At 63.9% G+C, this 15,776-nt stretch carries 8 protein-coding genes; 7 read left to right on the forward strand and 1 reads right to left on the reverse strand.

Annotated elements, in window-relative coordinates:
- The first annotated feature begins 218 nt into the window (after positions 1 to 218).
- The 7 genes from CHB87_RS15060 (at position 219) to CHB87_RS15090 (ending at position 12,919) form a co-directional block, all read left to right on the forward strand.
- Positions 219 to 1,520 (forward strand): sugar MFS transporter, encoded by a 1,302-nt coding sequence (locus tag CHB87_RS15060; protein ID WP_089409257.1) that lies wholly within the window; start codon positions 219 to 221, stop codon positions 1,518 to 1,520.
- Between the two features lie 244 nt (positions 1,521 to 1,764).
- Positions 1,765 to 3,585 (forward strand): ABC transporter ATP-binding protein, encoded by a 1,821-nt coding sequence (locus CHB87_RS15065; RefSeq protein ID WP_176441788.1) that lies wholly within the window; start codon positions 1,765 to 1,767, stop codon positions 3,583 to 3,585.
- A 154-nt stretch (positions 3,586 to 3,739) separates the two neighbouring features.
- Positions 3,740 to 8,140 carry a glucoamylase family protein gene (locus tag CHB87_RS15070; protein ID WP_245818020.1) on the forward strand — a complete coding sequence of 1,467 codons (4,401 nt, stop codon included), beginning with the start codon at positions 3,740 to 3,742 and terminating at the stop codon, positions 8,138 to 8,140.
- 72 nt (positions 8,141 to 8,212) lie between these two features.
- Positions 8,213 to 9,670, forward strand: coding sequence for a sensor histidine kinase (locus CHB87_RS15075; RefSeq protein ID WP_089409258.1), 1,458 nt, complete (start codon positions 8,213 to 8,215; stop codon positions 9,668 to 9,670).
- 4 nt (positions 9,671 to 9,674) lie between these two features.
- Complete coding sequence (locus CHB87_RS15080) at positions 9,675 to 10,097, forward strand: response regulator (protein WP_089409259.1); 423 nt, start codon at positions 9,675 to 9,677, stop codon at positions 10,095 to 10,097.
- A complete protein-coding gene (locus CHB87_RS15085; RefSeq protein ID WP_089409260.1) occupies positions 10,082 to 11,602 on the forward strand; it encodes a hybrid sensor histidine kinase/response regulator in 1,521 nt (506 codons plus the stop codon). Before CHB87_RS15080 ends, CHB87_RS15085 begins: the two co-directional genes overlap by 16 nt.
- 57 nt (positions 11,603 to 11,659) lie before the next feature.
- Positions 11,660 to 12,919 (forward strand): GGDEF domain-containing protein, encoded by a 1,260-nt coding sequence (locus CHB87_RS15090; protein ID WP_089409261.1) that lies wholly within the window; start codon positions 11,660 to 11,662, stop codon positions 12,917 to 12,919.
- A 148-nt stretch (positions 12,920 to 13,067) separates the two neighbouring features.
- Here the strand turns inward: CHB87_RS15090 and CHB87_RS15095 are convergent, their stop codons facing one another.
- The gene (locus tag CHB87_RS15095) at positions 13,068 to 15,638 is read right to left on the reverse strand and encodes a putative bifunctional diguanylate cyclase/phosphodiesterase (RefSeq protein ID WP_176441789.1); all 2,571 of its coding nucleotides are present in this window, start codon (positions 15,636 to 15,638) and stop codon (positions 13,068 to 13,070) included.
- Positions 15,639 to 15,776: the final 138 nt, after the last annotated feature.

Consider the following 15,776-nt stretch of genomic DNA (forward strand, 5'->3'; position numbering starts at 1 on the left):
AAGGACAAACCAGAAAAGCAGCGACAAGGCTAAAAACAAGCAGGTCTGCGGCGATTGGCCGGACAACTTAGAGTGATTGGAAAATCCATCGCAAATCGAAAGCGAAAGTTGCGACATCTCATGTTTGGACAGGACGGTGCGGGTATGATCCTCTAAAGATTTCAAATCATATCTGACACCGCAATCATTTCAAACCCGACATTCGCCGGAGACCAAGAATGCAAGTCGAATCACCCCACGCGCAGGCGAGCTACGCCAACGAGCTGGAAGGCACCAACGTCCGAGCGATGTCCATTGCGACAACGCTCTTCTTTATGTGGGGCTTTCTGACCTCGCTGAACGACATCCTGATTCCGAACCTGAAGGGCATCTTCGACCTGAACTATACGGAGGTGATGCTGGTCCAGTTCGCGTTTTTCTCGTCGTACTTCCTGTTCGCGCTGCCGGCGGGCAAGATCGTGGAGCTGGTGGGGTATAAGCGGACGATGATCATCGGGCTGTCGACGATGACGGTCGGCGCTCTGATGTTCCTGCCGGCCTCGCGGGTGCCGTCGTTCCCGCTGTTTCTGAGCGCGCTGATCGTGCTGGCGGCGGGCATTACGGGGCTGCAGGTGGCGGCGAATCCGTATGTGGCGAATCTTGGACCGCAGCGCACGGCGTCGAGCCGGCTGAACCTGGCGCAGGCGCTGAACTCGTTCGGTACGTTCCTGGCGCCGATCTTCGGCGGGCTGGTGATCCTGTCGAAGCCGGCGGCTGTGGGAAGCGCTCCGCTGACCGGCGCGGCGAGGGCGGCGCAGCGGGTGCAGGAGGCGGCGACGGTGCAGCTTCCGTATATCGGCATCGCGGCGACGCTGGCCGTGCTGGCGATCGCACTGGCGCTGGTGAAGCTGCCGCCGATGAATTTCACCCAGGACCTGCGTCCGGGCGAGGCCAATCCGGGGACGGAGGACAAGCTGCGCAATCATCCGCAGTTGTTTCTCGGGGCGCTGGGCATCTTTCTGTATGTCGGCGCGGAGGTGGCGATCGGCAGCTTCCTGATCAACTACTTCCAGATGCCGGAGATCGGCGGCCTGTCGGCGAAGACGGCGAGCTTCTGCGTGTCGCTCTACTGGGGCGGCGCGATGCTGGGTCGGTTTGCGGGCGCGGCGATTCTGCGCTTCTTCTCGACCGGCAAGGTGCTGGCGGTCGCGGCCGCGGTGGCCGCGCTGCTGGTGATGACCTCGATGCTGAGCTACCACATGACGGCGATGGTCGCGATCATCGCGGTGGGGCTGTTCAACTCCGTGATGTTCCCGAGCATCTTCACGCTGGGGCTCGAAGGCCTGGGCCCGCTGACGGGTCGCGGGTCGAGCCTGATGGTGGCGGCGATCGTGGGCGGAGCGATCGTTCCGCTGCTGCAGGGCAAGCTGGCGGACGGCTCGCTGGGGCTGCACCATGCGTTCATTCTGCCGGTGCTCTGCTATGCGTATATCGCGGTGTTCGGCTTTACGCGGAGGCCGGTGGCGCTCGAAACGGCTTAACAGGCCGAACGCAAATACGAAAAGAGACCACGGATTTCAGGGAGGAGCGGATTCGATCCGCATTTCTCCTTGAAATCCGTGGTTGTCGTTTGGGCATGGGTGGGTGGGGGAAGCAACCTGAGCCTTCATTCGTGCAACTATCCTCGTAGGCCGTAGACTACGTGTAGACCACCAAGTCAGCGCGAAGAGCTTTCCATCCATGCAGGTCTCCGGACTGCACCAGCCCTCTCGACGAGCGGAGTGAATGAACGAATCGCAGGCAAAGCAACAGAGCCCCTGGAGCGAGCGGTTGCGCGCGCTGCGCAATATGCCGCCCGTGCTGGGCATACTTTGGGATTCGGGCAGGGCCGTGGTGACGTGGGGGCTGATCCTGCGGGTGCTGGTGGCGGTCGCGCCGTTCGGCATCGCGAAGGTGGCGCAGTACATCATCACGGACATCGCGGCGCATCTGCGCGGACAGCCGCTGCCGGCGAACTTCTGGCAGATCGTCGGGGCAGAGGTGGTGTTGAACGTCGCGCTGGGTCTGCTGACGCGCGCGGTGGACTACTCGGACTCGCTGCTGGCGAATCGCTATACGCAGCATGTGAGCGTGCGGGTGATGGAGCAGGCGGCGCGGCTCGACCTGACGACCTACGAGAATCCCGTCTTCTACGACCGGCTGGAGCGGGCGCGGGTGCAGGCAACCGACCGGCTGGCGATGATCCAGCAGATGGGCCGGCTCTTCCAGCAGGTGATCACGACGCTGGTGTTTTCGGTGGCGCTGGTGATGGCTTCGCCGTGGCTGGTGCTGCTGCTGGCGCTGGGCGTGCTGCCGTCGTTCCTGGGCGAGACGCACTATGCGTTTCTGGGCTATGCGAAGAACTTCCGCCAGACTCCGGCCAAGCGGCAGATGGACTATCTGCGGCAGGTGGCGGGCAGCCGCGAGGGCGCCAAGGAGGTCAAACTCTTCGGCCTGAACAAGTTTTTCACCGATCGCTTTCAGGCGCTGGCCGACCAGATCTACGTCGAGGATACGGCGCTGTCGCGTTCGAAGCTGATCGTCGGCGGGCTGCTGGGGATCGTCGGGACGCTGGGTTACTACGGCGCGTACGTGTACGTGATCTGGAAGACGATCGGCGGCAACTATGACATCGGCCAGTTCACGTTCCTGACGGCGGCGATTCAGCAGGCGAGCAGCAATCTGCAGCAGGTGTTTTCGACTGCATCGGGCATCGCGGATCAGGCGCTGTTCCTGACCGATCTGCTGGCGTTCTTCGAGATGGAGCCGACGGTGATGTCGAAGCCGGACGGCAAGCTGCTGCCCGATGTGATCAAGCGCGGCTTCGAGTTTCGCAATGTGACGTTTACCTATCCGGGTACGAATCGCACGGTGCTGAAGGACTTTACGCTGCACCTGAAGCCCGGCGAGCGCATTGCGCTGATCGGCGAGAACGGGCAGGGCAAGACGACCATCGTGAAGCTGATCACGCGGCTCTACGACCCGACCGAGGGGCAGATTCTGCTCGACGGCGTCGATCTTCGCGACTACAAGATCGAGGATCTGCATCGGCACATCGGCGTCATCTTCCAGGACTTCATGCGCTTCGAGATGACGGCGCGGGAGAACATCGCGGTGGGCCGGATCGAGATTCCGCATAAGCAGGAAGAGATCGAGGACGCCGCGCACAAGAGCCTCGCGGACACGGTCGTCGCAAAGCTGGGCAACGGCTACGACCAGATTCTGGGGCGGCGGTTCGAGGGTGGCGTGGAGCTATCCGGCGGGGAGTGGCAGAAGATCGCACTGGCTCGGGCGTATCTGCGCGACGCGCAGTTGCTGATCCTCGACGAGCCGACGGCCGCGCTCGATGCGCGCAGCGAGCTGGAGGTCTTCGAGCGTTTCGCCGAGCTGACGCAGGGTAAGATGGCGCTGCTGATCTCGCACCGCTTCTCGACCGTGCGGATGGCGGACCGGATCGTCGTGCTCTCCGGCGGACGGCTGATTGAAGAGGGCGATCATCGGCATCTTATGGAGAAGGGCGGCGTCTATGCAGGCATGTTCGAGATGCAGGCGGCGAGTTATCGATGAGAGGTTATTCGGGTTCGCCACACGTGCTTCTGTAGCAGGAGTCTGCTTGAGAGCTTTAGCTTGGAGCTATAAGCTGGCAGCCTGAAACGTGATTTGCGGGACGGCGCTCTCGGCTCTGAACGCGAAACGTAGTTGCTTCACCAAAGGGATAACGATGATGGCAGAGACTTCGGAAGAGTTCGCACCGCACGCGCTGACGACGGCGCAGGATCTGCCGGTCGCAGGACTGCCGGAGGCGCCCTCGGTATCGGACGCCGCGTTGCGTGAGCATGCGGATGCGACCGCACGTGGCTGGCATCGCTGGGCGCCGGTGAAGACCGGGGACAAGACGGTGGGCCTGGAGCTGCGTTTGAAGCGGCTCTCGGCTCGGTTGAAGGATCGGCTGGCGGTGTGCAAGGCGCAGGCGACCAAGGAGTTGACGCCGCAACTGGAGCTGCTCGAATCGACGCGCATGATGCAGGCCGCGGTGACCTCGGTGCAGGACAACATCTCCGCGTTTGCCGACCTTCCGCGCATACGGCTCGAGAACGGCGACGACCTTCCGCGCGTGGCGAATCTGTCGGAGGAGTATCTCTCGATCGCGGGCGGCATCTGGTCCGGGCCTTCGCTTACGACGTTTGTGAATCAGGCGCAGGCGCATGATCCTCTGCTGGCGAATGAGATCGCGGTGTTGCCGCAGACGTTGAAGCTGGCGCAGTTGGAGTACATCCTCGACCGCGCGGATGAGGTCTTCGCCTCGGGTGAGATGCCGCCGATCGAGCAGTCGCCGTTCTCGGCTCCGCTGCACAGCATGCGGCGCATGAACCAGGTGCAGTGGCGCAAGGTGCTGGAGCCGATGATCGCCTTCGACGCGATCCTGCGGCAGGATCCCGCGGGCGTCTTCGCATATATGGAGGACGAGACGCGCAACAACTACCATGTGCGCATCTCGGAGCTTGCGCTGCACGCCGACTTCAACGAGGTACAGACGGCGCAGGCCGCGCTCGACCTGGCGCGCGAGGCGGCGGGGCATCCGCATGCGGACCCGCGCTATCAGCGGCGTCTGACGCACATCGGCTACTATCTCTTCGCCGAAGGACTTAGCGAGCTTGAGGATCGCATCGGCTATCACATGCCCGCGGATGTGCGGTTGCGCAGATTGCTGAAGCAGTGGAACGAAGAGGTCTACATCCTCGGCAACTTCTCGTTATCGCTCTTCCTGATCGTCGCGGTGATGCTGCCTCTGGTGCCGAACCATGCCTTCTGGGCGATCGCGGCGACGCTGCTGCTGGCGCTGATTCCGGCGACCCAGGGCGGCGTGGAGGTGGTGAACAGCACGGTGCTGGCGCTGCTCAAAGCCGAATCGCTGCCGAAGCTCGACTATCTGAAGTCCGTGCCCGCCGACGCCGCGACGCTGGTGGTCATTCCCACGCTGCTGCTGCATGAGAAGCAGGTGCGCGAGCTGCTCGAGGAGCTGGAGGCGCGCTATCTTTCCAATCAGGACGAACATATTCACTTCGGCCTGTTGACCGATCTGCCGGACTCGCCCGTGCAACCTCCGCCGGACGATCTGAACCCGCTGGTGCAGTTCGCGATTCATCGCATCGAAGAGCTGAACGCGAAGTACGCGCATGAGTCCGGCGGCGTGTTCCTGCTGCTGCATCGCTATCGCGTCTATAACCAGCGGCAGGGCGCGTGGATGGGCTGGGAGCGCAAGCGCGGCAAGCTGCTCGATCTCAACAAGCTGATACTCGGCGAATACGACAGCTTTCCCCTGAAAGCCGGCCCTGTGCAGGCGCTGCGCGGCGTGCGCTATGTCATCACGCTCGACTCCGATACGCAGCTTCCGCGCGGCACCGCGGCGCGCATGATCGGCACGATGGCGCATCCGTTGAACGAAGGCATCATCGATCCGAAGCTGAAGATCGTGACGGCGGGCTATGGCATTCTGCAGCCGCGTGTGGGCGTCAGCGTGGCATCGGCTTCGGTGTCGCGTCTGTCGGCGCTGTACTCGGGCGAGACCGGATTCGACATCTACACGCGCGCGGTGTCGGACGTTTACCAGGACCTCTTCGGCGAGGGCATCTTCGCGGGCAAAGGCATCTACGAGGTGTCGGTGCTGCACAGCGTGCTGGACAAGCGGTTCCCGCGCAACTCGCTGCTGTCGCACGATCTCATCGAGGGGTCTTACGCGCGTGCCGGCCTGTTGACCGATGTCGAGATCATCGACGACTACCCTTCGCACTACTCGGCGCATACGAAGCGCAAGCATCGCTGGGTGCGGGGCGACTGGCAGGTGGCGCGGTGGCTGTTCAACAAGGTGCCGGACGACTCGCGGCACCTGGTCGACAACCCCATCAGCAACATCTCGCGGTGGAAGATCTTCGACAACCTGCGGCGCAGCCTGGTCGAGCCATTCACGTTCCTGATGCTCTTCCTGGGCTGGTTTATCCTGCCGGGCGGGCCGGTGTATTGGACCATCGTGACGATCGTGCTGCTGTTGCTGCCGGTGGTCTTCCAGCTTGCGTTCAACTTCGGCCGCGCACTCCTGAAGCTGAGCTTCGTGGGCATGCGTGAGAGCGTCGTCGGCTTCGCCGGCTCGTTCGGCTTCACGATGCTGAACCTGACCTTCCTGCCGCATCATATGCTGCTCTCGATGGACGCCATCGTCAGGGCGATCATCCGCACCTACTTCTCGGGCCGGCAGATGCTGGAGTGGGAGACGGCCGCGCAGGCCGAGGCGGGCGCCCGGTCCGGCAAGACGACGCCGGTCGACATCTATCTGCAGGTGCAGCCGGCGATGTCGCTTGCGATCGCGGTGCTGCTGTCGTATCGCTCGGCGGCTGCGCTGCTGTCGGCTGCGCCGGTGCTGATTCTGTGGGCGCTGGCGCCGCTGATCGCGCAGTGGCTGAACGCCGCGCCGCGCAAGCCCGAGGGTCCGCTCGAGTCCGAGGACCGGCTCTTCCTCGAGGCGCAGGCGCTATCGATCTGGCGGTACTTCGCGGAGTTCGGCGACGAGCGCAACCACTGGCTGATTCCGGACAATGTCGAAGAACGCAACATGCACCAGGTGCGCAAGCTGTCGCCGACGAATCTCGGCATGCTCTTCAACGCGCGGCAGGCGGCCTACGAGTTCGGCTTCCTGACGCTGCCGGAGTTCGCTCGCGCGACGCTTGGCACGCTTGCGACCTACGACGCGCTCGAAAAGGTGCGCGGCCATATCTATAACTGGTATGACATCGAGACGCTGAAGGCGATTCCTCCGTTCACGGTGTCGGCGGTCGATAGCGGCAATCTTGCGGCGGGGCTGTATACGCTGCATACGGGAGCGCTCGACCTGATGGAGCGGCCTTATCTTACGGCTGACACGCTGGCTGGCGCGTCCCGCATGCGCGAGGCGGCGAAGCTGCCGGGCGTATGCGACGACGGGCAGTGGATCGAGGCAGAGGCGGCGCGGCGCGATGCGGAGGTTGCCAGCGTCATCGAGCAGTATGCGCCGTGGCTGATGCCGCAGTACGATTCGTATCGGGTTCAGTTACAGATTGAAAAAGACCATGTGCCTGCCTTGCAGGAGGCGCCGGAGCGTGTCTCTGTGTATGCGGAGAAGCTGGCGCAGACAGAACCCGACGGCGCTTTCGTGACGCTCTTGCGCGAGGCGGGGGATCGGTTGATGAAGCTGCGCGCCGATCTGCAGACGATTGCGTCCGAGGCCTATCGTCATGCGGACGCGATGGAGTACGGCTTCCTGCTGCTTGAAAAGCGCATGCTGCTGTCGATCGGCTACGACGGTCCGACGGGCGTCTTGCATGATGCGTGCTACGACCTGCTGGCGTCCGAGGCGCGCATCGCTTCCTTCCTCGCGGTGGCCAAGGGAGACATTCCGCAGCAGTGCTGGTTCAAGCTGGACCGGTCGCATGTGCTGGTGGATGGACGGCCCGCGCTGCTCTCGTGGACGGGTACGATGTTCGAATACCTGATGCCGACGCTGTGGATGCGGACCTTCCCGAATACGCTGATTACGCGGACGCTGGAGTCGGCGGTACGCATCCAGAAGGATCATGTGAAGAACATGCCCTGGGGCATCTCGGAGTCGGGTTTTGCAAAGACGGATTCGATCGGCCGCTATGGGTATCAGGCCTTCGGCATCCCCGACCTCGCGTTGAAGTATGGCGCGGAGGATGGCCCGGTGATCTCGCCGTACTCGACCTTCCTGACGCTGTCGTTCCTGCGCCGCGACGCCATCGCCAATCTGAGGCGGATGGCGGGCATGGGCTGGGTGGGGGCTTATGGATTTTACGAGGCCGCCGATTATACCCAGAGCGGCAGCACGCCGGCGCTGGTGCGGTCGTGGATGGCGCACCACCAGGGCATGTCGCTGCTGGCTGTGACGAACCTGCTGCGGGGAAACATCTTTCAGACGTGGTTCCATGCCAACCCGCGTGTGCGTGCGGCGGAGTTGCTGCTGCATGAGAAGCCGTTGAGCAAGGAGACGCTGCGTTCGCTGGAGAAGCAGACAGCGGTGGTGGCGAGCGCGCCGAAGGTGAGCGACGGTGAGGCTATTGGGGTCGGGCACTAGCGATCAGGTTAGTAGGAATTAGGGCAACGGCAACAAGAACTGTGGTGGAGTCTGCAGGTACAATCGAGCACCATGACGTCCGAGCATAAAGAACCTCTTGTAAAACGGCTGGTGGATCGCAGGCTCATCCCTGCGCTGCTTGCGGTGGCGATCGTCATCGTGATCGGAAACGCGTGGATGGCGTTTCGCTCGGTGCAGGTGCTGCTGGAGAACGAGCAGTGGGTCGAGCACACCTGGCAGGTGATCTACCAGGTCGAGCTCATCATGGGCGCCACGACCGATGCGGAGACGGGCGCGCGCGGATACCTCATCACCAACGATAAGAATTATCTTTCACCCTACTATGCCGCGCTGGAGGAGCTGCCAAAGGACCTCGATGGTTTTGGGGCGTTGACTTCTGACAATCCCGCCCAGGTGAAGGGCCTTGCCGATATGCGCAACGCGCTGGCGGACCGCCTGCTGCTGCTGAAGCAGGGCATTGCGGTGCACAACTCCGGCGATCAGGCGGTGATGAAGGAGTTTGTCAACACAACCAACGGTCACGCCAGAATGGAGCGCCTGCGGCACATCGCGGATGGCATGGAGAACGAGGAGAAGCGGTTGCTCGCCCAGCGTGTATCCGCCATGCACACGGCGAGCGTGCGTGCGCGGATTACGGTCGCGGTAGCGAGTGCGTTGGACTTCCTGCTGATCCTGTTGATGTTCCGGTATTTCGTGCAGGAGCGCCGGATGCGCTTCGCGTCGGAGGATCTCGTGGAGCGGCTGGCGATCGCTCGGCGGCAGGCGGAGGCGAGCGCCCAGGAGGTGCGCGCGCTGAATGCGACGCTTGAAGAGCGCGTGCGGCAGCGAACGGCCGAGCTTGAGACGACGAACCGCGAGCTGGAGGCCTTCAGCTACTCGGTGTCGCACGATCTGCGGGCGCCGCTGCGCACGATCGACGGCTTCAGTCTGGCGCTGGAAGAGGATTACAGCGAGGCGGTCGACGCGGTGGGTCGCGACTACATCAGCCGCACGCGCGCCGGCGTGCAGCGCATGGGGCAGTTGATCGACGCGCTGCTGCGGCTCTCGCGGATCACGCGCGCGACGCTGGAGCGTGAAGATGTCGATCTGACCCGCATGGCGGAGGAGGTGGTCGCCGACCTGCGGCAGGAGAATCCCGGACGCGAGCTGCACTTTACGATCGAACCTGGCATGCATGCGCAGGCGGATCCGAAGCTGCTGCGCGTGGCCCTTGAAAACCTGCTGGGCAACGCGGTGAAGTTCACCGGGCGGGTGGCGGTCGCGGAGATCGAATTCGGTTGGGACGAGGCGCAAGAGGCCTGGTTTGTGCGGGATAACGGCGCCGGCTTCGATATGTACTACGCGGAGAAACTCTTCAACGCCTTCAACCGTCTTCATGGGGACAAAGACTTCAAAGGCTCAGGCATCGGGCTGGCGACGGTCGCTCGCGTCATTCGCCGTCACCTCGGACGCATCTGGGCCGATAGCGTCGTGGATCATGGCGCGACATTCTGGTTTACGTTAGGATAACCCCATGGCTGAAGACGTACGGCTCATCCTCCTCGTCGAAGACGACCCGGATCACGAACTGCTGACCATTCGGGCTCTGAAGAAGTCGAACATCGCCAACGAAGTGCGCGTGGCGCGCGATGGCGAAGAAGCGATTCATCTGATCTTCGGGCCGGAGGGAATTCGCCCGCAGGTGATTCTGCTGGACCTGAAGCTGCCCAAGCTGGACGGGCTCGAAGTGTTGCGGCGCATCCGCGAGGACGCGGAGACGCGCACCCTGCCCGTGGTTGTGCTGACCTCGTCCGACGAGGAGCGCGATGTGGTGCGCAGCTACCAGCTTGGCGTGAACAGCTACATTCGCAAGCCTGTCAATTTCACCGACTTCGCGGAGGCCACCCGCCAGCTTGGCATGTACTGGCTGGTGCTGAACGAATGTCCGCCGAAGTAACGGGACGGGCTCTGCGGGTTCTGCTCGTGGAGGACAATGCCGACGACGCGTTCCTGCTGGAACGCCATCTCCGCAAGCAGGGTTTCGCCCCGGTGATGGTGCGGGTGGAGACGCTGGCGGAGATGGTTCAGGCGCTCGATCCCGCCAACCTGCCCGACGTGGTGCTGGCCGACTATAACCTGCCGAAGTTCAGCGGTCCGGCCGCGCTGCAGATGTTGAAGTCGGCGGGCTACGATGTCCCATTCATCATGATGTCCGGCGCGGTCTCGGAGGAGACGGCGGTGGAGTCGATGCGCGCCGGCGCGCACGACTATGTGACGAAGCAAAATCTGGCGCGGCTGGTTCCGGCCCTCGAGCGCGAGCTGCGCGAGGCGGCGGCGCGGCGAGACCGGCTGGAGGCGGAGCTTGCCCTGCGCGCAAGCGAGGCGCGCTTCCACCGGCTGGTGGAGGCGATGCCGCTGGGCCTGCTGATCGGCGATGCGCAGGGCCGCATCGTCTACGCCAACGTTGCGCTGGAGCAGTTGTTGGGCTACGAGTCCGGCGCGCTGCCGGCTCTGGGCATTCCTCTGGGCGCACTCTGTCCCGCGCTTGGGATGATGAGCGGATTTGTGACGAGCCCGACGGACACCTTCGAGGCCATCTGCACGCGCAGCGACGGGCAGCCGGTGGAGGTGTTGATCGGCGTGGCTCCGCTGAATCCCGGCGCGGAGGCCGAGGAGCGCCAGATCGCCGCGTTCATCGCCGACCTGACGCTGCAGAAAAAGAGCGAAGAGGTGTTGCGGCGGACGGAGAAGCTGGCCGTCGCCGGACGGCTCGCAGCGTCGATCGCGCATGAGATCAACAACCCGTTGGAGGCGGTGACGAACTGCCTTTACCTGGTGGGCGCGACGGATCTGCCGGACGAGGCGCGGCAGTTTCTGGAGCTGGCGCAGAACGAGTTGAACCGCGTCGCGCAGATTACCGTGCAGACGCTGCGGTTCTACCGCGGATCGACGAGGTCGAGCCTGACCAACGTACACGATCTGCTGGAGACGGTGCTGACGCTGCTGGACTCGCGCCTGCGGCGGCAGCACGTGGAGATCGAACGTCGGCTGGGCGGCGACCCGGAGATCGTCGCACAGGACGGCGAGATTCGCCAGGTGCTGGCGAACCTGATCGGCAACGCGATCGATGCGCTGCCCAACGGCGGACGCATCCTCCTGCGCACGGCCGCCGGATGCGACTGGAGTCCTGAGTCGCCGGGCAGGCCGGGCATTCGCATCACGGTCGCCGACACTGGTATCGGCATGAGCCCGGAGACGCTGGGCCGGATCTTCGAGCCGTTTTTTTCGACCAAAGGCATCACCGGCACCGGGCTTGGCCTTTGGGTTTCGCACGAGATCGTCGAGAAGCACCACGGCAGTCTGCGGGTGCGCAGCCGGGAGGCGACGGCGGATCGTCCCGGCGGCACGGTCTTCACGCTCTTCCTGCCGGCCGCATCGGAGCAGAGACGATCCAATCTGTAACCCGTTGGGGGGATGGGCGTGTCTGCGGGGTGCGATTATCGTGGAGTTTGGTGAATCATGGCGCTGAGTTCCATCGAATCCGGCGAGCTGGTCGCGAAAGAGGTTGCGCGGCTTGAAAGCGGCACGTTTCGTTGGCTGCGACTGCCGGCGGGGCTTGAGCAACGCTATGAAGAGGTGACGGCGCCGGTGCGTGCGCGTCGCATGTGGCTGGAAGGCCTGTTCTGCGTCCTGATCTATAACTCTTTTCTGCTGTGCGACTTCCTCCTGTTTCCGCGGGAGTTCTTCCACTTCTTCATCGTGCGGGTCTGCCTGGCGACGCCACTGGGCCTGCTGGTGGTGTGGAAGGTCAAGTCCAGCCCCAGCCGGCAGGTGCGCGAGTCGTTGATTCTGTTCGCATGCGCGATCTGCGCGGTAAGCACGCTTTATCTTTACTCGAATATCAACGCCGTCAGCTCCGCCTTCGCGGTGACGGATCTGCTGCTGATCATGCTTTTCACGAATGCGGGCATCCGGCTGAAGCTGCTTTATGCGACGGCCTCGACGGCGATGTGCGTCACGCTGGGAATCGGGTACGTGGGCGTGGACCGTTGGCTGAGCGGCCCACAGAAGGTGGAAAGCCTTACGATTCTGCTGGCCGGCGCGGTGCTCTCGCTGATAACGAACTACGGGGTGGAGCGCGGCGAGCGGTTGAACTTCCTGCTGCGGCTGCGGTCGGAGATGCAGTCCGAGGAGCTGGCCGAGGCGAACCACCACCTGCGTCAGATCTCGAACGAGGACCGGCTGACCCGGCTTTCGAACCGCCGGCACTTCGAGGAGGTCTATCGGCTGGTCTGGGACCAGGCGGTGCTGCGTTCGACCTGCGTATCGGTGCTGATGATCGATATCGACAACTTCAAGCTGCTGAACGACACCTACGGCCATGCCTATGGCGACGCCGTGCTGCGGCGGGTGGCGACGCTGCTGGGCGAATCGCTGCGGGTACGGGGCGACTTCGTGGCGCGGTATGGCGGCGAGGAGTTCGTGGTCGTGCTGCCGAGCTGTTCGGTCGAGGCGGCGACGATGGTTGCGGAGCGCATCCGCAAGCTGGTCGAGATCGCCGGCAGCCCGGCAACCGATCCGGACCCGAATATCAAGCATGCATGGTCGACCGTGAGCTGCGGCGTTGCCACGGGCTGGCCGCGTAACGGGGTCGAACGCGAAGAGCTGATCCGGCTGGCCGACAGCGCGCTCTATCAGGCCAAGGCCGAGGGGCGGAACCGGGTCTGCGTGGCCGGTGAGGTGCTGGCTTCGGCCACATTCGCGCCGGGCAGCCTGTGATGCGCTGCGGACGCTGGGACAAGCACCTTCTGTAACGGACCTATGCCAGACAAGGGCAATCAACAATAGAGGCGAAACGCTGGTCCTTCGCTCCGCTCAGGATGACAGACGGTTTGGCTGGTGGTTCATGGCCGGGCGCGGGCGATTGCTAGATGGACTCCAGCACACTCTGCTTGGTCGTCTCGGAGGCCATGGCCCGCAGGCCTTCGAGCGACAGCGGTCTCGCATAGAGGTATCCCTGGGCGAAGTCGCAGCGCAGGTCGCGCAGCACGGCCGCCTGTGCGGGCGTCTCGACGCCTTCGGCGACTACGTCGATCCGCAGGCTGTGCGCGAGCGCGATGATGGCGGTCGTGACGGCGAGCGAGTTCTGGTCGTCCACGCAGCGCGAGACGAAGGACTGATCGATCTTCAGGCGATCGATGCGGAAGCGCGTGATGTAGGACATGTTCGAGAAACCCGTGCCGAAGTCGTCGATCGCGACCTTGACGCCCAGCGCCTGCACGCGTTCGATGATCTCGAGCGATTCCTCCGAGTCGCGCATCAGCAGGTGTTCGGTGAGCTCGACCTCCAGGCTGTTGGCGGGCAGGCCGCTTTCGAGCAGCGCGCTTTCGATCATGGTCTGGAAGTCTTTCTGGTGGACCTGCCGGGGAGACAGGTTGACGGCGACGTTCAGGCGGCGGCGCAGGTCGAGCTGCAGCTGCGCGATCTGGTCGCAGGCGGTGCGCAGCGCCCACTCGCCGATGGAGACGATGAGGCCGGTCTCCTCGGCGACAGGGATGAAGTCGCCGGGCATGACCAGTCCGAGCGCCGGGCTCTTCCAGCGAATGAGCGCCTCGACGCCGGTGAGCTGGCCGGTTTTGAGCGAGACCTGAGGCTGGTAGACAAGGTAAAACTCGTCCCGGTCGAGCGCGGTGCGCAGGGCGGATTCCAGCTTCAGTTTGTCCATCAGCTCGCGGCCCAGACCGGGGGTGAAGACGGCGAGCGAGTTGCGGCCGAGCGCCTTGCTGCGGTACATGGCGACGTCGGCGTGGCGGAGCAGCTCGTCCGGCTCGATGGAGTCGGGGAACATGCTGAGGCCGATGCTGGCGGTGACGGCGATCTCGTGGTTGCCGACCACGATGGGCGCGGCGAGCGCCGCGATGATCTTGCGGCCGACGGTCTCGGCGTGGGAACGGCTGCGCAGCTCCGTCAGCAGCACCACGAACTCGTCGCCGCCGTAGCGGGCGATGGTGTCGACCTTGCGCAGGCAGCTCCGCAGGCGGTTGGCGACCTCGACCAGAATGGCGTCGCCGGCCTGGTGGCCGAGGGAGTCGTTGACCCGCTTGAAGTTGTCGAGGTCGATCATGAGCACGGAGAAGAGGCTCTGGAAGCGTTTGCCGCGCTCGATCGCGACCTCCATGCGGTCGCGCAGCAGGGAGCGGCTGGGCAGACCGGTGAGCGGGTCGTGATGCGCGCGGTGATAGATGGAGTCGCTGAGCTGCTTGCGCTCGCTCAGGTCGTGCGCGATGCCCATGAGGCCGATGACCGCGCCGGTCTCATCCTCCACCGCGCTGACGATCAGTTGCACCAGCAGGCGCGAGCCGTCCTTGCGGATGTAGCTCCACTCGTTTTCGTCGGTGAGGCCGAGCAGCGCCTTCTGGCGGAAGACGTCGCTGTTGGCCGAGACGGGACGCATCAACTCCTGGCTGAGGGTGCGCGCGCGGCGGGCGATCTCCTGCTGGTCGTGCAGCAGCGCTATATTATTGCCGATCAGCTCCTCGGCGCCATACCAGAGCATGCGCGCGGCGGCGGGGTTCACGGCCGTGATCGTGCCGTCCAGATCGGCAACGATGATGCTGAAGGGCGAGCTGGAAACGATGGCCTTATTGAAGGCAAGCGCGCGCTTCATCTCCTGGTTGGCCTGCTTCAACTCGCTGAGGTTCGCGGCCGAAACGGCGACGCCGTCCTCCAGCTTGACCGCGTGGATGCGGCAGAAGGCGGGAACGCCCTTCGAGCGCAGGGTGGACGCGGTCGTCTCGACGACGAGAGGACGTCCGGTTTCGACGACCGAGCGCAGTTGCGCCATGCGGCCATCCTGATAGACGTTGGGGAAGAGCTCGCCGAGGCGGGCGCCCAGCAGACGTTCGCGCGGCTGGCCGATCATCGTCTCCGCGTTGCGATTGATGAAGGTGAAGCGAAAGTCGAGCAGCTCGCCCGTGGCGTCGCGCACGCTTTCGAACATGAAGATGGCATCGAGACTGCTTTCGGTCGTGGCCGCCAGTCGCGCTTCGCTGGCCGCGCGCTTGGAGGCCAGACGCGCAAGCCGCTGGATGCCGCGGAAGTAGACCGGCAAACCCAGCGCCGTGAGCGCCGCCGCGGCAGCGCCAAAAATCTGCAGCAGGTTGACGACGACGAGGGGAACCTCGCCAAAGCTGCGCGAACGAGCCATGTGCCCGAGAATTTCGGCCACAAGCGCCACGCCGAAGGCCCCGACGACCCAGTTCGAGGGCAGCAGTTTGCGATTGCGATAGAGAAAGACCGCCAGCGCCAAGGCCAATGCGAGATAGGCCATCCAGGCCAGCATCTCCTCGGTGCGGTGTACGCGCGGGTTGACCGGTCCGCCGAAGAGACCGCCATCGCGCCAGCCGTCGAAGAGAAGCCGGGCGAAGATCATAAGGCCGCCAGCCGCGCAGGCGAGACGGAGCAGCAGGGTCTGATTCCGAGTTATGAATTGCCTCATCCTGAAACTCATATGTACCTCGGAAGCTCATATGGGGCAGGCTGGATTCCTGCGCTGGATGCGTCAGGTAACCCTCCTCCCCGTGGCGGACCGGGCTGAGGCCGGAGGTTCAAACAATTCCAACGACCCTTACAGCAT

The sequence above is a fragment of the Granulicella rosea genome (assembly GCF_900188085.1).
In the GTDB taxonomy this organism is placed as follows: domain Bacteria; phylum Acidobacteriota; class Terriglobia; order Terriglobales; family Acidobacteriaceae; genus Edaphobacter; species Edaphobacter rosea.